The sequence below is a fragment of the Agrobacterium sp. 5Ca50 genome, from assembly GCF_055381905.1.
The window spans coordinates 857,334-874,633 of record NZ_AP026440.1 but is presented as its reverse complement, the minus strand read 5'-3'; the positions used below and the strand labels follow the sequence as shown (position 1 = coordinate 874,633).

Genomic DNA, 17,300 nt, shown 5'->3' with positions numbered 1-17,300 from the left:
ACTTTGGTCCCCCTCCCTCTTTTCTAGAGAGTGATGAGTTTTTAGCGGATACAAATTTCGTGACCAAGTAACGTCATCATCTTGTATCGACGGACAAGGCCAGCCTCCGCCAATATCGGGCGACAAGCAACAAGGTCGGCCAGAAATTTATGCAATCCCGCTCTTCATTCAGCGTTATCGTCGTCGGATCCGGCATCGTCGGTGCTGCGACTGCCTACTTTTTGGCCCAGCGTGGCGCAGAGGTAAGGTTGGTTGATGCATCCGCACCTGCTGCCGAAGCAACCGGAGCTGCAGACGGTGCCGTCTCGGTCGCAAGCAAGCGTCCAGGCCCTATGATGACCGCAGCCATGAAGGGTGTCGCACTCTATGGGCAGCTGGCGGATGAGGGCCTGTTTGCAGGAGCATTCAAACGGCGCTCGACCTTCATCATTGCAGCGTCCGACGATGAATGCGCTGTGTTGGACGCCCATTCGGCAGCACTTGCAAGCGCCGGGGTAACTGTAAAGACGCTCAGTGACGCGGCCTTGCACCATTCATTTCCGGCACTTTCGCGACAGGCGAAAATGGCTGTCGAGGTGCATGGTGAAGGCCACGCCATTGGCTATCAGATCGTTCACCGGCTGCTGACCGCAGCAAAAATCAAAGTCGACCGCGATACGCAGGTGCAGGGCATCCGCGTTGAACAGGGCGGTAACCGTATCGCCGCTATTGCCACCAACCGCGGTGATCTCAGGGGCGACGCGGTTGTTATTGCGGCCGGCAACGGATCCGCCAAACTCCTTGGTTTGTCAGATGTGCTGACACCAAGAAAAGGCCAGCTTCTGGTGACCGAACGGGCACCGGCACTGAATGCCCTAATGCCCGGCGCCATCATGTCCGGCCGCTATCTCCTGAGCAAAGGCAGCCAGAAAGGCGCGCAGGCAGCAGCATCGCGTGGCCTCGGACTGGTTATTGATCCGCTCACCACAGGGCAGTTCCTGATCGGCGGTACCCGCGAAGATTTCGGCCGCCGCGAAACCAACGATATCGATGCGGTGACGCAGATATTATCCAGCGCCGTCGATCTCGTTCCCGGTCTGGCAGGCGTGAGGCTGTTACGGAGTTTTTCGGGCGTTCGCACCGCTGTTATTGATGGTCTACCGCTGGTAGGGCGAATTCCCGGTCTCGAAAACGGCTATGTCGCAACAGGCTTTGAAGGGGATGGCATTTGCCTTGGCCCAGTAACCGGCAAGGCTATCGCGCAACTGATTTGCGATCAAAAAACTGATCTCGATATCTCCGCATTTAATCCTGCCCGCTTCAACAGTTGTGGAGTGGCAGCATGACCGCAATGACGTTTGAGTGGATGGGACAGAATATTCCGTTTCGTGCGGGTGAAAGTGTTGCGGCAGCCTTGGACGCAGCCGGCATCCGCGGCTTCGGCCATGACGCACTGGGACAGGAAACACGGTATTTTTGCGGCATCGGCGCCTGCCAATGTTGCGCCATGCGCATTGACGGCACAGTCCGGGAAGCTTGCATCACTCCCGCCAAAGTTGGCATGCGGGTGGAGCCGATGGAGAACAAACATGGTTGAACCAGATGTTCTCGTGATCGGTGGCGGGCCTGCCGGCATGGCCGCGGCGACAGAGGTCGCGCGCGCCGGTTACAAGGTTGAACTCGTTGAACAACGCGACACTCTTGGTGGTGCAATCTACCGCCAACCAATTGCTGGCGTTGAAAGGTCATGCCACACGGCGCAGATGCGGGCTCGTTGGCAGGCGATCCTGAGTAAATTTTCGCAAGCCCGTATCCCGGTGCACCACAATTCGGTTTTCCTCGGCGTGGATGGCGACGGCGTGGTTTTGCTGGACAACAGGCGCACGGGACACATCGAGCAGCGCCGTCCACGGGGTGTCATTATTGCCTGTGGCGCTGTCGAAAAGGTTTTGCCAAGGCCGGGCTGGCATCTTCCCGGCGTGTCCACCGCCGGTGGTTTGCAAGTGATGATGAAAGAAACGGGCAGGGTACCGGAGGGGAGTATCCTTCTTGCGGGAAGTGGACCCTTGCTGATTGCAGTTGCCGCGCAGATGGCCAGGTTGGGCAATCCACCCGTTGCCATTGTCGAGGCGGGTGATCCACTCCAACAAGTGGGACCCTCTTTTGCAATGCTGCCCCATCTTTCACTGCTCCGTGAGGCAGTCGGATATCTTGCGCATATATATGCCCGGCGTATTCCGTGGATACGTGCTGCACGCCTGGTGGCAATCGAGCGCAATGAAACTGCACTCCTTGCAACCATTCGCCATAAAGATGGCAAATCCCAGACCATCACGGCGGATCGCATCGGCCTGCATGATGGCATTCGCCCGAACGATTCTGGGCTGCCGCCAGAGGTTACCGACAGCCCGTCAGGTCCGTTCGTTCTGCGGGCCGGTGACTGCCGCGAAGCTTTGGGTGCATTTGCAGCCGACGCCGATGGCAGGCGGGCAGGCCAGTCAGGCGTTACCATACTTTCGGGCAAAGGGACGGCAGCGAACATCTCCAAAACAATCAATCGTGCCCGCAAGGCGCAGGACATCCTGGTAGCGCTCTTTGCACCATCCGATCAATCATCGGTCTTCAACCAGTTGCCTGACGAAACCGTGCTTTGCCGATGCGAAGGCAAGACAATCGGTGATCTTCGCCAGCTCTGTGAACGAGAAGACCTGCTAAGCGGACGCGAAGTCAAACACAATGGCCGGTTTGCCATGGGCGCCTGTCAGGGACGTTTCTGCGCGGCAAATACCGCCGCTCTCATGGCTGAACTCAACCCGGGCGACCGTGCTGCGACAGCACAGGACCTCACCGGCCGCCGCTGGCCGTTACGTCCGGTTTCCATCGCGGCGCTGACTGGCGCCAACTCCACTCCCCACGATAACAATTGAAAAGGTTTACCGAGATGACTCAAGCGCAGCGATTGATACTTGATACAGCCAAGGTGATCCTCGTCCGCAATCCATTCAACGATGCACCGGTTGGTGAAATTGCCGTCAGTTCACCTCTCGAGATCGCAGCAGCCATCACACGTGCCAAGGCAGCCCAGAGCGAGTTTCGCCATTCAACTCCGGCGGTCCGCCGCGCAATGCTGAATGCACTGGCGCTGGAAATCGCCGCCGACGCGGAAAATCTTGCCAAGACCATTTCCAGTGAGATGGGCAAGACAATCCGCGAGGCGCGTAACGAGGTTCGCAGAGCACAGAACACGCTGCGGCTTTCAGGAGATGCGGCAACATTTCTGGATGGTGAAGCCCTGCACTGCGCTATCGTCGAAGGCGGCGCCGACCGTCTGGCAACCATTACCTATGAACCAGTCGGCGTGATCGGCGCCATCACACCATTCAACTACCCCCTGAACCTGCTTTGCCACAAGTTGGGCCCGGCAATTGCTGCTGGAAATGCAGTCGTCGCAAAACCGTCTCCCAAGGCACCACTCGCTGCAGCACGCCTGCGTGAACTTGCCTTGAAGGCTAGATGGCCCGCCGATCTTTTCCAGGTTGTACATGGTGCAGCTGAGGCTGCCCTTTCATTGGCTAGGTCACCGATCGATCTGCTGTCCTTCACCGGCGGTCCGGTTGCCGGACTGGCACTCAAGAACGCCAGCGGGTTGATCCGCTGCCTCATGGAATTGGGCGGCAACGATCCGCTGTTTGTCCTGCCCGACGCTGACCTCGACAAGGCAGTCGCCACCACCATCGGACATCGTTTTGAGATTGCCGGTCAGAGCTGCGCAGCTGTCAAAAAGCTCTATTTGCACCGCGACATCGAAAAAACCTTCACAGAAAAACTGCTGGCAGCCGTTGATGCCGTGGAGTTTGGAAACCCGTCGGATGAAGATACCGACATGGGCACTGTCATTGACCTTGCTGCTGCCAAGAATGTGGCTGATCGGCTCGCGGCAAGCGTTTCCGGATCGGGCGCAAGATTGCTAACAGGCGGTTCCCATGACGGCACGGTGTTTGCTCCAACCGTGTTGACCGATGTCACAGCAGATGCGCCAGTCATTGCCGATGAAACATTCGGTCCGGTTATCGCAATCCGGTCGTTTTCCGACCCGGCTGAAGCGATTGCCGAGGTGAATGCCGGTGCCTACGGATTGCAGGCGGGTATTTTCACCAATGACCATGCGCTAATCAAGACCTTCTCAAGGGATCTTATTGTCGGGGGCGTTATGGTCAATGAAGGACCAGACTTCCGGGCAGAACACGTGCCGTTTGGCGGTGTAAAGCGCTCCGGACTTGGCCGTGAAGGTGTTCGCATTGCTCTACGCGAGATGTCGGAACCAAAAGTCGTCATCGACTGAGGAGTAACGCCATGCGCATTGCTATTCTCGGCGCATCCGGCAGGGTTGGTACTCGTCTCATTGAGCTCACCCTCGTCAATCCGGGACTGGAACTGGTTGCGGCACTCGTTTCGCCGCAGTCGAGGCTGGTTGGTACCCCGGTTGCCGGCGGCAGCATTGAATATCGCCCGGCGGAACGCTGGATAAAGACCCGCAGCGATGTGATGATCGACTTTTCGACTCCTGCGGCAAGTCTTGCGATGCAGGACCTGCTCGGCACGAAGAGCGTTCCCGTGGTCATCGGCACGACTGGTTTCACATCGGAAGATCATGCGCAGTTGACGGCATTTGCCACCAGCCGACCGTTGATGATCAGCGCGAATTTCGCCCATGGTTTTGAAGCATTCCGGCGTTCAGTGATCGATTTTGCCCGCCGCATGCCAGACGCCACAGTGACGATCAGCGAAACCTATCATGCCCGCAAGAAGGCGGAGCCATCCGACACATCGCGACTTCTGGCACGGGATCTGTTTGAAGCACAGAGCCTTGCCATGGAGTTTCCCGCACCAGAGCCGGTCATCCTGATTGATCGTATCGGTGAAACAGTCGGTATCAACGAAGTACGCTTCACCATGGGATCGGCCCGTACAGTTTTCAGCTACCGCGTCGAAACACTGGCGGCTTACGCGGAAGGTGCGCTGGCCGCCGCGCAGTGGCTGGTTTCAACACAACACACCGCGGGGCGCTACAGCCTGGCCAACAGTCTGGCCGATTGAACGAGATAAAGAGAGGAACTTGGACCATGCAGAACATTCATGACCGTTTCAACGGAGTTTTCACTGCCCTGATTACCCCTTTCAAGGATGGCAGCGTCGATCTGCCCGCCTACGATGCATTGGTTGAGCGCCAGCTCGAAGCCGGTGTCGCCGGACTTGTGCCTGTTGGCACAACCGGTGAAGCAGCAACGCTGAGTGACGATGAAGCCGATATGCTGATTGCGCGCACCGTCAAGCTGGCCGCCGGCCGCGCGATTGTCATGGCTGGAGCAGGCGCCAATGACACCAGGAAAACGATCGAAAAAGTGAAGCACGCCGAAGAAGCAGGCGCCGATGTGTTGCTGATCGTTACGCCCTACTACAACAAACCGACGCAGGCCGGACTTCTGGCTCACTACAGTGCAGCCGCAGAAGAAACCACGTTGCCGATCATGCTTTACTCGGTTCCGGGCCGTTGCGGTGTCGAGATTGCGCCGGAAACCTGCGCCGAACTCATGCACCGCCATGACAACATCATTGCAATCAAGGAAGCTGGCGGCTCAGCATCGCGTGTGACGCAGCTTCGCGCGGCATGCGGGGAGGGCTTGATCATCCATTCCGGCGACGATGGCCTGACCCTTCCGTTCCTGTCGCTAGGTGCCGCTGGCGTTACCAGTGTTGTCTCCAATGTCGCCCCGCGCGAAATGGTCCAGCTTGTCGAAGCCTGGAAGTCGGGTGACACGGCGCGCGCGCTGGCGCTTCACGAACTGATCGCCGAACTGACGGACGGAATGTTCATCGAGTCCAATCCCGGCCCGGTCAAGGCTGCCCTGGCACTCTCCAACCTGGCGGGACCGGAAATGCGCCTGCCGATGGTACCGGTATCGGACGTGAACCGCGAAAAGCTCATTGGAATTCTAGGTCGTTTTGCCAGCGCGTCTGTCGCCTTCCAAGAAATGCGATAAGCAGCGCCATCAGCTTTGCATTGTCCGCCTGTAGCGGACATAGCACTATCAAATCGTCAGCTGCTGTTACCTTGCGGCGGCTGACGCGAAAAACAAGGGAACAACAATGACAAAACGAACCGATGAGAAGCTGCGGTCCCCGCGCGGGTATTGCCCGTTTTTATGCGCGGCGGTGACAGCCGGAGGTGAGCGATGAATTACAGCTGGGACTTCCACTCCGTTTGGCAGTACTGGGACCTCTTTCTCTGGGGCCTCTGGATCACTGTCGTCTATACATTCGGCTCGATATTTTTTGGCATCATCATCGGTTTTGTGACCTGTGCGGCACGGCTTTCCGGCTGGAAAATCTTCTCGGCCATTGCCCGCATCTATCAGGAAATCTTTCGCTGTACGCCGCTCTTGGTGCAGCTATTGTGGTTCTATTACGCGTTTCCGCTGCTGATCGGCGGCTCGATCGACAATCGCCTGGCAGCCATGTTGACGCTGTCGCTTTATGTCGGTGCGTTTTACGCTGAAATCTTCCGGGGCGGCATTGTTTCTATCGACAAGGGACAGCGCGAAGCGGCATCCGCTATCGGCATGAGCCCATGGCAGTCGATGACCCGCATCATCCTGCCGCAAGCGATGAAAAGGGTGCTGCCATCCTTTATCAATCAGTCCGTCATCCAGTTCAAAAACACATCGCTGGTGTCGGTCATTTCGGTTGCCGATCTCGCCTACATGGCAGCGGTGGTCAACGGCCAGACCTACCGGCCGCTGGAATCCTACACTTTAATGGCTGGCCTCTACATCGCCATGCTCCTGCCGCTTACCCAGGCTGCAGACTGGATCGAACGACGCCTCAGAGTCAGCGACTAACGGAACGGATGCATGAACATGACACAGCACACACACGACAATGTCCCTGTCATCGAAACGCAAGCGCTTCGTAAGGCATATGGTACGCATGAGGTTCTCATGGGGCTGGATCTCAGCCTCAAGCGCGGCGAGGTGGTCGCACTGATCGGGCCCTCGGGCTCTGGCAAGTCAACCTTCATTCGTTGTCTCAACATGATGGAAACGCCGACCGGCGGCACGGTTCGCTTTCGCGGGAAAGTCGTTGGCCAGAGTTTTCGTGACAAGGGAGAGGCGGTCGGCATCGGTACCTTGCGTCGCCATGTCGGGATGGTCTTCCAGCATTTCAATCTATTCCCGCATAAAACGGTGCTGCAAAACGTTACCGAAGGGCCAATCGTGGTCCGCAAGAGGCCAAAACGCGAAGCGGAAGAACTGGCGATGGATTTGCTCGGGCAGGTGGGATTGGCCGAGAAACACGCATCCTATCCGGCTCATCTGTCGGGTGGCCAGAAACAGCGTGTGGCGATTGCCCGGGCACTGGCTATGGAACCCGAAGTCCTGCTGCTTGACGAAGTGACGAGCGCGCTTGACCCGGAATTGGTCGGCGAGGTTCTGGCGGTTATTCGTGGGTTGGCCGACAAGGGCATGACCATGGCCATCGTGACGCATGAAATGGCTTTTGCCGCCGATGTGGCAAGCCGCGTGCTGTTTCTCGATGGCGGTGTGATTGCTGAAACCGGAACCGCAGATGAAGTCATTCTGCGCCCGAAAAATCCGCGCTTGCAAGGCTTTGTCCAGCGTTTCAGGGGGCAGACATTGTGACAAAACTCAACGTCAGCATCGTCGGCGCCGGAGCAATCGGCGTCGCCATGGCCCGAACCTTGTCGAAAACTGGCGAATTTTCCATTCAGGTCATTGACCGCTCGGAAGAAGCTTTGTCACGCTTGCAACAGATGGAGATAGATGCCTCTGTCAAAGCCGTTCGACACGGTGAGGATTTGCAGACCCATCTGAGAGGGCAGGATGTTGTCGTTGCAGCCGTACCCGAGCCGGCGGTAGCAGATGTTGCACAGGCCGCGGCCAGAGCGGGCGTTCATTATCTCGATTTCACCTGCCCGAGGCCGGAAACACAGGTGATACTGGAGCCATTGTCAAAACATAGGGCGGTTTTCAGCGGATGCGGCGTTTCTCCCGGTCTGATTGGCAATGTCACCTGTGGCCTGCTCAAGTCTTTTTCACCGGTCACCGACGTCATCATGCGTGTCGGCGCCATCCCCCGTTATCCCACCAATCGTCTCGGTTACGGGCAAATCTGGAATGTTGACGGGCTGATCGATGAATATACCCGGCCGAGTGCCGCGATCAGGGATGGGCAGTCGGTTCTGCTGACACCCCTGGAAGATTACGGCCGGTTGAGTATTGACGGAGTAAGCTACGAAGAGTTCATTACATCCGGCGGGGTAGAGGCGCTATCGATCTTCTCGCATGCCGCACCGAAAAACCTGACCTTCAAGACCATCCGCTATCCGGGCCATCTCGACTATATTCGTTTTATGCTTGATGATCTCAACCTGCGTCATCGGCGCGATATGCTGCGTTCGCTGCTCTACAATGGCCTGCCGGTTATCGAAGACGATATCCTGCTCCTTGTGGTAACTGCACGCGGCTATCGTGGCAGGTTGCCCACCGAACGGACAAAGTCCTATCGGTTTGCACCAAACAAGGACGTTGGCCCGTTCAACGCACTGATATCAGGCGCAACAGGTTATGCGGCCGCCCTGTTGTCCATGTTAAGCCAAGGCAAGATTGAACCGCACGGGCATGTCGAACACCACCTCATTGATACGGATGCGCTTCTGGCATCGCCGTTTCTAAGGCCACTTTTGCAGTAACTGGTAGTCGACTATTCATGCAAAGGTTTGGACAATATCCTTGACCAGCCTCTGCAGCGATGCAGTGGAGCCAAATGGCCAATGGGGCGTGGAGGCAAGGAGCACATGCCCCTGCGCCACAAGTGGCAGGACCGGCCATAGAGCAGCATCGCTCAACTCGCTCGGCAATTGCTCTGACAACAAGAATAGCGACGTTTCGCTATCCAGCGCGGCCAGTCCCTCGAGATCAATGGTGGTGAAGCCGAACGGCTGCGGGTCCATGTCCAGCGCGGTTGAAAACCCGACCCGGCTCAACAGCATCGATATGGCAGAATTGGGCGCAAAGACCCTAAGACGCGGAACGCCGGGCAGCGGTTGCGCGACCAGCAATTTCCGGCCGGAAATCTGCCCTGCCGATTTGGTCTTTAAGAGATCAATATTGCTGTCAAATTGCGCAAGCAGCGCCTTAGCTTCGCTCTCAAGGGATAGAGCGGTGCCCGCCTGACCAACGCTCTGGTAGACGGCTGCCAGCATATCCCCGTCACCGGCTTGGTCATCGAGCAGATGAGTAGGGGCAATTTCACCAAGTGCTGCGGCAAGCGATGCATGGCGAAAGCGCGACGCCAGGATGAGATCAGGCTGCAAATTGCGGATAGCCTCAAGACTTGGCTGCTGTCGGCGGCCAACATCCGTCACATGATCGATCTTGTCATTGGCGACATTGACCCAAGTTCGGTATCCGGACGGTTCGGCACAGCCAACTGGCGACTTGCCCAACGAAAGTGCAATTTCGGTCGAGGTCCATTCCAGCGTAACGATGCGCTTGGAGGGCGCCGCGCCAAACGCCATCGGCGCGACGGCCAAAGCCGACACGCCGGTGATGAATGATCGTCTGCCCAGTTCTGTTACCACTTCACACTCACTGTACCGACCACGGTGCGTCCCTGACCGTAGTAGCACTGGTATTCCGTGTTGCAGCCCGCCACATAGTCCTTATCGGCAAGATTATATCCATTGAGCTGGAATGAATAGCGATCATGTTCATACCGCGCAAAGGCATCGACCAGCGTATAGCCTGACACGAAGAAGGTGTTTTTGGTATCTCCTGCCGTTTTGCCAATGTGGCGCGCACCTGCGCCAATGGTCAGCTTGCCATCCCAGGCGTCCGGCATCGGCACATCATAGCTGACGAATATAGATTGCTGCTGCTTGGGTACCGTATATGGCAGCTTGCCAACCTGTGTCGCCGTCTGACTGCGCGTCACCTCCGGGTCCTGCCAGCTTGCGGCGGCCGTCACATTCAAGCGATCCCAAAGGGTGGCATTGGCTTCAAGTTCGATACCACGAACCCGCACTTCGTCGGTTTGGAAATACTCGCCCGAGATGCGCTGCACGACGTTTTGCTGCGTCGCTTCGAAACCAGACAGCGTCACATTGTAGTCTTCACCCTCTGGCGCATATTTGACGCCCACTTCCTTCAACTCACCGGTCGTTGGTTTCAGAGGCTTGGGTGCCAAAGTGAGAACCGGGGAGAACGATGTCGAATAGACCGCATAAGGAATAAAGCCACTGTCGAACACATAAGCTGCACCAACGCGGCCGGTGAAGGCGTTGTAATCTCGGCGCTGCTGCGTGAGCGTGTCAGGAGTGCCGTATGCAATGCTATCGGAATCGTTGGTTACGAAGTCCTGACGTCCGCCAATCGTTAGACGGAAACGATCAAGCTCAATCTGATCCTGCAGATAAATGCCAGCCTGTTTTTGCGTCTGATCAAGATGTGTCCTGATAGGAGCAGACGTCACACCGATGTTGTAGATCGGGTTAAAAATGTTGAGGTTATATGCAGTGCCAGTCTTAGTTCCGGTATCATTGACGAGATTTTGCCATTGCAGATCGACACCACCCAACAGCGTATGGCTGACTGGGCCCGTATCAAACTTGTACTCAAGATTGGTATCAAGCGCGACTGCGTTGAGCGTCGGCTGCGCATTGTAAACCGTACGTGCAAGCGTTGTCGGGGAGGCGGCAAAGCCAGTGGCATACAGGTTCTGATAGTTCACATCGAGATAGGAATAACGGAAATTCTGTCGCAACGTGAGATCATCGTTGAAGGCATGCTCCAGACGGTAACCGATATAGGCGGTTTCCTTGTCGTAGATTGCCAGTGATGGGTCACCATCGGAAAAATTACGCGGGATCGTCAGTCCGAGACTGTTCGGATAGACACTGCCAAGCGCCGGAATAAGCGACGGTACCTGACCGGCATCATCCTTCATGTAAGCACCATAAACGGTGATGCTGGTATCTTCGTCAGGCGACCATTTGATCGTTGGACTGATGGCGATGCGGTCATTCTTGCCGAAATCGTTCATCGTGTCGCTGTCGCGCACAACACCTTCAACACGATAGGTCAGGTCTGATCCGCTGCCGAGCGGACCTGTAGTATCGAAACCAACCTCCTTCTGTTTGAAGCTGCCGAACCTGACATAAGCCTGACCACCGGCCTGATCAGAAGGATCCTTGCTAATCATGTTGACGACGCCACCGACATTCGTCTGGCCGAACAGAGCAGAACTCGGTCCACGCAGCACTTCGACACGGTTCAGGAAATAGGGTTCTACACGAAAACCTGCATAGCCGCCGGTCTGGTTGGCAATCTGTGGAACGCGTAGACCGTCGAGATAGAGATCGGCACTAAAACCGCGGATGGTGAAGTAGTCGGAGCGCGGGTCGTTGCCATAACGCTGACCATTGACGTTGGAGCTGTATAACAGGCTGTCAGCCACAGTTTGTACGGCGCGGTCAGTCATGGCTCCACGTGTAATCACCGAAATGGACTGAGGCGTCTCGGCAATCGGTGTTGTCGTTTTGGTGGCCGATGCGGAGTCCTTTGCCACGTAACTGCGCTGTTCAACGCGCGCACCCTTGGTGCTGCCTTGCCCCTGAACAACGATCGGAGCGAGGCGCGTTGCATCAGTCTCTTCCTGCGCAAAGGCCCTTTCACCAAAACCGGCAACCGCAATCATGGCAACACCAGACATCAACAGAACGCGTGACCGCCGGGCGGAGAGGATCGAGGGGTTGCAAGAGGTCGAAGCGGTGTTATGCATTTTGCGGCCTTTGAAGAGCGTGATACGGCTTCAAACGAGACCCGCCACCTGTGCAGGTAGTCATGAATGGGCGTCTCGCCTGATTTTGAGCTTAAGTAGACTTTTCTAGTCACCATTGTCAGGTCAAATTGAAACTCTGCCGGGCCACAAAGCGACCCATCTGGACCGATGTCGCGGAATCCGGACGAATCGGGTCAAATTTATTTTTGAAAAATTTGATAGCACCGGCTAATGCTCCGGCCGTGATTAAGCTATCCACGGATTTTTCCCTGTTGTGACAGGGCCTCCGATTGGGAGACGAGATGAAACAGCAAAAGGCCGGCGATCTTCAGAACGTGCCCCGCCCTGTCGCCGCAATGTCGCGGATTTATGAAAACAGCGTCGATTTCGGCTGGCATAGCCATCGCCGGGGTCAGTTGTTGCAAATTCTCGGCGGTTTCATGACGGCCCGTACACCTGACAGCTCATTTATCATCCCCAGTGGCTACGGCCTTCTCATTGCGCCCGATGTACCACATGCCGTTACATCTCATGGTCGCGTCTCCATGCAGTCGCTTTATATCGAGCCGGATGGGGCATTGATGCTCAACTGGGAGCCGACGCGGGTTATCTCGACCTCTGTTCTGCTGTCAGCCATGGTTGGAGCATTTATTGAAGAACCGACGCTCTATGCCGAGAACGGGCGGGGCGGGCACCTTGCCGCTCTCATTCTTGATGAAATTTCCCGTGCAGAAGAAGGGCCATTTGCACTGCCAATGCCCAGCGACAAAAGGCTGCAACGCTTGTGTAAGGACCTCTCCGAAACGCCATCTATCGATCTTGACATCGACGATTGGGCCGACAATCTTGGCATGAGCCGCCGGACAATGACACGAAAATTCCGCACCCAGACCGGCATGAGTTTTGCCGAATGGCGCCGCCGTTTGCGTATGGCCCATGTCATGCGTAGGCAGGCCGAGGGTGCACGACTTGATGAAGCCGCTGCAGATGTCGGTTACCGCAGCCTGTCATCTTTGCGCAAAGCCATGCGCGAGGTCGTGGTGTGAGTGATCAAAACACAAATGTGCCCGCGGTCGAAGCCCGTGGACTGGCTGTGGCTTACGACCAGGCCTTTGCACTGCGCGACGTTGATGTGCAGGCGCATCACGGTCGCATCACCGTGATATGTGGCGCCAATGGATCAGGTAAAAGCACGCTTCTGAAAACTCTGGCAGGACTGGAAGCGCCAACGTCAGGCGACATTCTGCTGTCGGGTCAGCCACTATCCCAATTGTCGCGGCGTGATATTGCCTGCCGGGTGGCGGTCATGAGCCAGTCTCCGGAAGTTCCGTTGGGCCTGACGGTCGAGGAACTGGTTGAACAGGGCCGTCATCCACATAGACCTTGGCTTGGCCGTCTTTCAGTAGAGGACCGTGACCTTATCGACCGCGCCATAAGACGTGTTGATCTGCATGCCCTGCGCGACCGCGAACTCTCCACACTCTCCGGCGGTGAGCGCCAGCGGGCTTGGGTCGCAATGGCTTTGACGCAGGAGCCAGAACTGTTGTTTCTTGATGAGCCAACCAGTTTTCTTGACATCCGCCATCAGGCCGAACTGTTGACGCTGCTGAGGCAACTTAACAAAGAGGAAGGCCTGACGATCGTTGCCGTACTTCACGACTTGAACCAGGTCATGGATATCGCCGACGACATTGTGTTGATGTGCAAAGGCAAGGTGTTGGCGACTGGCTCGACAGGACACGTCTTGCAAGAAGACCTGCTTGAACAGGCCTTTGGCTGTAAGGTTGATATCGTTCCTCACCCCCGCAACCATGATCGCGGTTACTGCCTTATTGAATGGGTGGATAGCGCCGACAGCACCAATACTCTGCGGCTTGTAGAATGACAGCAGCAAACGCACCCGTGCGATTAAGGCCGTTCCTGGCTGCATTTGCCTGGCCAATTGGCCTATTGCTACTCGTCCTGTTGGCGGTTCTCGATTTTCGCATGGGAAGCAAGCTGGTGAACTGGAGCGATGTTCTATCGTTTCCGACACGCCCCACCAGCTTGGCTCAAACCGTGTTGGAGACCATTCGTGCGCCCAGACTTGTCGCGGCTATTTTTGTTGGCGCCGCACTGGCCATCGCCGGATCGGTGTTTCAAAGCGTCCTTCGCAATCCACTGGCAGCACCGGATATCCTCTCGGTCACCAGCGGAGCGCAGCTGTTCCTCGTCATTTCGATACTCCTGCTGCCTGTTGCAATTCCATCGATCATCGCAACAACCATGGGGGGCGCTGTTGGCGCCGTTGCCTGCATCGCACTTGCTGGCGGGTTTCGTGCGCCACCGGGCCGATTGGCGTTGGCCGGCGTCGCCATATCCCTATGTTTTGCAGGAATAGCCTCGGCAATCGTCCTGCTGGCTGATGATCGCGCATCCGGTTTGATACTCTGGTCTGCCGGCATTCTTGACCAAACCGGCTGGTCGAAAGTGCTAATGGCGGGGCCGGCCATCATCGCATCATGTATTGCCCTTCTCTTGATCGCCCGGCAGCTTGATCTATTGGGTTTGGGGGAACAGACCTCTGCAAGCCTGGGCGTGACCCGCACCACCACACTGGCTGGCCTGATTGCTGGCGTCATCCTGGCGGGCGCTGCCGTAACACTGGCTGGCCCGATCGGTTTTATCGGGCTTGCCGTCCCCAATGCCCTTCGCGCTATTGGCGTCACACGCCATCACCGTCAATTACCGTTGGCCGCGCTGTGGGGTGCAAACGCCCTTCTAACTGCCGACATGATCACGCAATTACTGGCTGGTAATGGCATTGTTGTACCAACCGGTGTCGCAGTTGCCTGCTTTGGTGCTCCTGCCATGCTGTTGCTTTTGAACACAACAAAAGCAGGTGGTGAGAGCCGTATGGCGGCACCTTCAACTGCCAATCGCCTGTCCTTACCAATGCTTTCCAGTGTGATTGTTGCGGTTGGCCTGCTGGTGGTCATCGGAGCATTGGCTATTGGAGATGGCGTCTCGTCGTCATTTGGTGCCCTTGTCGCAAACCTCGATTTACGCGCCCCAAGGCTGTTTATTGCTCTGGGGTGCGGCGCATTGCTGGCAACTTCCGGTTTGGCGCTGCAAGCGGTCACGCGTAATCCGCTTTGTGGCCCGGAAACGCTCGGTCTCTCGCAAGGGGCAGCGTTGTTCAGTCTGATTGCCCTGCTCTCAGGCCTTGTTCCCGGCACATTGATGTTTCAGTTGGTGACCGTCGCAGGCGCCCTGTCTGCGGTTGTCCTTTTGATGGTACTCGGTCCACGGAGATCACCACAAAAGCTCATTCTGGCCGGCATCGCAATCGCCGCCAGTTTTGGAGCAATCGGCACCATCATCGTTGTCGAAGCGAGATTGCAGACGGCGCAGGCGCTGTCCTGGCTGAGTGGGTCAACCCATGGCCGCGGATATCATGATGCATGGGCCATGGTGCCATGGCTCATCGTCCTGGCAAGTATTGGCCTTTTCTGCAGCCGTCAGTTGGACGCACTTGTGCTGGGTGACGAAAAGGCACGCGCACTGGGAGTTGAAACGGATCGCGCCCGTATTCTGGCGTTGTTATACGCAGCGTTTGCGAGTGCTATCGCCGTCTCGGCCATTGGAGCAGTCGGTTTTGTCGGATTGCTTGCACCCCATGCAGCCCGCCTTTTGGCAGGACCACGCCACGCGCGTAATCTATCGGTTGCCATGGCGACAGGTGCCATTTTCATGGCCGTGGCGGACCTTGTTGGCCGTAGTATTATTGCACCGCTTGAACTGCCTGCGGGTGTCGTTACCGCAGTTCTCGGCGCACCGTTTTTTATGCTGTTAATGCGCCCGCCAGCATCCAGAAAAACCTCAGTTTCGTAACCAACTCAGCCCAGTTCGAGCGTTGTCACACCGAAAACACATGCGGTTTCGAATGATGGCGGTGTTCCACGATACATCCGCGTCGTCTGGAAACCGCACTCAAATCCGTGAGCTTCAAGGACCGCAGAAAACTTGGCCTGATCGGCAGGCACGTCGATGTGGATCAACTGACCTTCAACCTCCGCCGCACACGCAAAAAGCAATGTCGTTGCAGCGTCGGAATCTACAGCGAAAAGTGGCCCGATCTTATAGCCCTCATGGCATTGCCGTGCGACAGCATAACCGCAGATCGCACTATCGCGGATGAGCACTTTTGTCTGCCTCGGCAACGCCAGCCAGGCTTGCAAAAAAGCCGCACGGCGCTCTGCAAAACACTCGGCGTCAAACGTGATCAGGCTGGCCGGATTAATATCTTCGAGGGAGCAGATGTCAGGATCGATCCGGCCGTGCAGCTTTCCGCTCCAGCGAAAGGTCTCGTAGTTGGGGACAAATCCCATGGATCGATAATTCGCCAGTTGCTCCGGCACGCCATCAAGACCGATCGTTCGGTTTTTCAGATATGCCATGCCGGCATCCCAAACGCGCCGCCCGTATCCGCGCCCGCGAAAATCAGAACGCGCAATATAAAGACCGATAAATCCGAAATTAAAACCATAGCGGATGGCGGATATGCCAGCGGCCATCTGCCCATCGACAAAACAGCCGATAAATCCTTCGGGATCAGCAGCCTGAAATGGTGCCGCGTCGGCGATCCCTGGGTTCCAGCCCTCAGCCTTTGCCCAACCAATCAGCATTTCGATCTCCGCCAGATCGAGCGACCGGATCACAACGTCACTCATAAGCCTGTCAGCCGATCAGGTTGGAAGGGCTCCAACATGCCTCGATAGGGTTTCGAGATCGGTGTTGCATAGGCACCGCGCTTGGCGGTCGACAGGCCAAGCGTTACCAGCGATTCCGCCTGTTTTACTGCCGCCGCAACGCCATCCACGACAGGCACACCGAATTCTGCCCTAAGCTCTGCGGTCAGATCCGCCATGCCGGCGCAGCCGAGCACAATCGCTTCAGCCCTGTCTTCCTTCAGCGCCAGCGCAATCTCGCTGCGCAACCGCTCGCGGGCGTTGGAGTTCGGGTCTTCAAGAGACAGCACTGGAATATCCGCCGCTCTCACCTTGCATCGCGACGACATACCGTACCGATGGACGAGATGTTCAAGCGGCAACCGCGACCGTTCCATCGTCGTCACAACAGTGAATTTCTGGGCAATGAAGGCCGTGGCAGAAACCGCTGCCTCGCAGATTCCGATCACTGGCACGTTTGCAAGCGCCCGCGCAGCATCAAGACCAGTATCGTCGAAACAGGCGATGACGACGGCATCGACACCGTGTTTTTCGCCTGCGGCGATTTCCTTGAGCAGGCCAGGAACCGCAAAGACCTCGTCATAATAGCCTTCAATCGAAACCGGCCCCATCGATGAGGTAACGGCGACGATCTCCGTCTGATGCCCTGCAACACGGCACGCACTGTCGGCGATGGTTGCGGTCATGCTGGCTGTTGTGTTGGGATTGATGATCAGTATGCGCATCGGTGTC

General features: G+C 56.8%; 16 protein-coding genes. 12 read left to right on the top strand and 4 right to left on the bottom strand.

The features are described 5' to 3' along the window. Positions 1-149: 149 nt before the first annotated feature. The 9 genes from ACZ5FM_RS26210 (at position 150) to ACZ5FM_RS26170 (ending at position 8,749) form a co-directional block, all read left to right on the top strand. Positions 150-1,325 carry an NAD(P)/FAD-dependent oxidoreductase gene (locus ACZ5FM_RS26210; RefSeq protein ID WP_464041251.1) on the top strand — a complete coding sequence of 392 codons (1,176 nt, stop codon included), beginning with the start codon at positions 150-152 and terminating at the stop codon, positions 1,323-1,325. Further along, positions 1,322-1,576 (top strand): 2Fe-2S iron-sulfur cluster-binding protein, encoded by a 255-nt coding sequence (locus tag ACZ5FM_RS26205; RefSeq protein WP_464041250.1) that lies wholly within the window; start codon positions 1,322-1,324, stop codon positions 1,574-1,576. Before ACZ5FM_RS26210 ends, ACZ5FM_RS26205 begins: the two co-directional genes overlap by 4 nt. Next, positions 1,569-2,906 carry an FAD-dependent oxidoreductase gene (locus ACZ5FM_RS26200; protein WP_464041249.1) on the top strand — a complete coding sequence of 446 codons (1,338 nt, stop codon included), beginning with the start codon at positions 1,569-1,571 and terminating at the stop codon, positions 2,904-2,906. The genes ACZ5FM_RS26205 and ACZ5FM_RS26200 overlap by 8 nt, the downstream gene beginning before the upstream one ends. A 14-nt stretch (positions 2,907-2,920) precedes the next feature. Further along, positions 2,921-4,321 carry an aldehyde dehydrogenase family protein gene (locus ACZ5FM_RS26195; RefSeq protein WP_464041248.1) on the top strand — a complete coding sequence of 467 codons (1,401 nt, stop codon included), beginning with the start codon at positions 2,921-2,923 and terminating at the stop codon, positions 4,319-4,321. A gap of 11 nt (positions 4,322-4,332) precedes the next feature. After that, entirely contained in the window at positions 4,333-5,076 is a 744-nt protein-coding gene (locus ACZ5FM_RS26190; protein ID WP_464041247.1) for a dihydrodipicolinate reductase C-terminal domain-containing protein, read from the top strand. 26 nt (positions 5,077-5,102) lie between these two features. Beyond that, positions 5,103-6,020, top strand: a complete 918-nt coding sequence (gene dapA / locus ACZ5FM_RS26185) for a 4-hydroxy-tetrahydrodipicolinate synthase (RefSeq protein WP_464041246.1) — start codon at positions 5,103-5,105, stop codon at positions 6,018-6,020. Positions 6,021-6,212: 192 nt separating this feature from the next. Continuing rightward, on the top strand, positions 6,213-6,878 hold the full coding sequence (locus ACZ5FM_RS26180) for an amino acid ABC transporter permease (protein WP_250983939.1): 666 nt from the start codon (positions 6,213-6,215) through the stop codon (positions 6,876-6,878). Between the two features lie 12 nt (positions 6,879-6,890). Then, positions 6,891-7,679 carry an amino acid ABC transporter ATP-binding protein gene (locus ACZ5FM_RS26175; protein WP_250983940.1) on the top strand — a complete coding sequence of 263 codons (789 nt, stop codon included), beginning with the start codon at positions 6,891-6,893 and terminating at the stop codon, positions 7,677-7,679. Beyond that, positions 7,676-8,749, top strand: a complete 1,074-nt coding sequence (locus tag ACZ5FM_RS26170) for a saccharopine dehydrogenase family protein (protein WP_464041245.1) — start codon at positions 7,676-7,678, stop codon at positions 8,747-8,749. Before ACZ5FM_RS26175 ends, ACZ5FM_RS26170 begins: the two co-directional genes overlap by 4 nt. A gap of 15 nt (positions 8,750-8,764) precedes the next feature. Here the strand turns inward: ACZ5FM_RS26170 and ACZ5FM_RS26165 are convergent, their stop codons facing one another. Beyond that, positions 8,765-9,640, bottom strand: a complete 876-nt coding sequence (locus ACZ5FM_RS26165) for an ABC transporter substrate-binding protein (protein WP_464041244.1) — start codon at positions 9,638-9,640, stop codon at positions 8,765-8,767. Then, a complete protein-coding gene (locus ACZ5FM_RS26160) occupies positions 9,634-11,838 on the bottom strand; it encodes a TonB-dependent siderophore receptor (protein ID WP_464041243.1) in 2,205 nt (734 codons plus the stop codon). Before ACZ5FM_RS26160 ends, ACZ5FM_RS26165 begins: the two co-directional genes overlap by 7 nt. Positions 11,839-12,140: 302 nt before the next feature. Here ACZ5FM_RS26160 and ACZ5FM_RS26155 point away from each other — a divergent pair, with 302 nt between their 5' ends. From ACZ5FM_RS26155 to ACZ5FM_RS26145, 3 genes are read left to right on the top strand one after another with little or no spacing between them, the layout of a single operon-like run. After that, positions 12,141-12,884, top strand: a complete 744-nt coding sequence (locus ACZ5FM_RS26155) for an AraC family transcriptional regulator (RefSeq protein WP_464041242.1) — start codon at positions 12,141-12,143, stop codon at positions 12,882-12,884. Then, positions 12,881-13,723, top strand: coding sequence for an ABC transporter ATP-binding protein (locus tag ACZ5FM_RS26150; protein ID WP_464041241.1), 843 nt, complete (start codon positions 12,881-12,883; stop codon positions 13,721-13,723). Before ACZ5FM_RS26155 ends, ACZ5FM_RS26150 begins: the two co-directional genes overlap by 4 nt. Then, complete coding sequence (locus ACZ5FM_RS26145; protein ID WP_464041240.1) at positions 13,720-15,711, top strand: iron ABC transporter permease; 1,992 nt, start codon at positions 13,720-13,722, stop codon at positions 15,709-15,711. Before ACZ5FM_RS26150 ends, ACZ5FM_RS26145 begins: the two co-directional genes overlap by 4 nt. A 5-nt stretch (positions 15,712-15,716) precedes the next feature. Here the strand turns inward: ACZ5FM_RS26145 and ACZ5FM_RS26140 are convergent, their stop codons facing one another. Both ACZ5FM_RS26140 and ACZ5FM_RS26135 read right to left on the bottom strand, forming a co-directional pair. Then, on the bottom strand, positions 15,717-16,550 hold the full coding sequence (locus tag ACZ5FM_RS26140) for a GNAT family N-acetyltransferase (protein WP_464041238.1): 834 nt from the start codon (positions 16,548-16,550) through the stop codon (positions 15,717-15,719). Continuing rightward, on the bottom strand, positions 16,547-17,293 hold the full coding sequence (locus ACZ5FM_RS26135) for an aspartate/glutamate racemase family protein (protein WP_464041237.1): 747 nt from the start codon (positions 17,291-17,293) through the stop codon (positions 16,547-16,549). The genes ACZ5FM_RS26140 and ACZ5FM_RS26135 overlap by 4 nt, the downstream gene beginning before the upstream one ends. Positions 17,294-17,300: the final 7 nt, after the last annotated feature.

Coding starts and splice junctions, on each gene's coding strand:
- ACZ5FM_RS26195 (WP_464041248.1), top strand. CDS start 2,921: ATGACTCAAGCGCAGCGATTGATACTTGATACAGCCAAGGTGATCCTC.
- dapA (WP_464041246.1), top strand. CDS start 5,103: ATGCAGAACATTCATGACCGTTTCAACGGAGTTTTCACTGCCCTGATT.
- ACZ5FM_RS26145 (WP_464041240.1), top strand. CDS start 13,720: ATGACAGCAGCAAACGCACCCGTGCGATTAAGGCCGTTCCTGGCTGCA.
- ACZ5FM_RS26180 (WP_250983939.1), top strand. CDS start 6,213: ATGAATTACAGCTGGGACTTCCACTCCGTTTGGCAGTACTGGGACCTC.
- ACZ5FM_RS26155 (WP_464041242.1), top strand. CDS start 12,141: ATGAAACAGCAAAAGGCCGGCGATCTTCAGAACGTGCCCCGCCCTGTC.
- ACZ5FM_RS26140 (WP_464041238.1), bottom strand. CDS start 16,550: ATGAGTGACGTTGTGATCCGGTCGCTCGATCTGGCGGAGATCGAAATG.
- ACZ5FM_RS26135 (WP_464041237.1), bottom strand. CDS start 17,293: ATGCGCATACTGATCATCAATCCCAACACAACAGCCAGCATGACCGCA.
- ACZ5FM_RS26200 (WP_464041249.1), top strand. CDS start 1,569: ATGGTTGAACCAGATGTTCTCGTGATCGGTGGCGGGCCTGCCGGCATG.
- ACZ5FM_RS26190 (WP_464041247.1), top strand. CDS start 4,333: ATGCGCATTGCTATTCTCGGCGCATCCGGCAGGGTTGGTACTCGTCTC.
- ACZ5FM_RS26160 (WP_464041243.1), bottom strand. CDS start 11,838: ATGCATAACACCGCTTCGACCTCTTGCAACCCCTCGATCCTCTCCGCC.
- ACZ5FM_RS26175 (WP_250983940.1), top strand. CDS start 6,891: ATGAACATGACACAGCACACACACGACAATGTCCCTGTCATCGAAACG.
- ACZ5FM_RS26205 (WP_464041250.1), top strand. CDS start 1,322: ATGACCGCAATGACGTTTGAGTGGATGGGACAGAATATTCCGTTTCGT.
- ACZ5FM_RS26210 (WP_464041251.1), top strand. CDS start 150: ATGCAATCCCGCTCTTCATTCAGCGTTATCGTCGTCGGATCCGGCATC.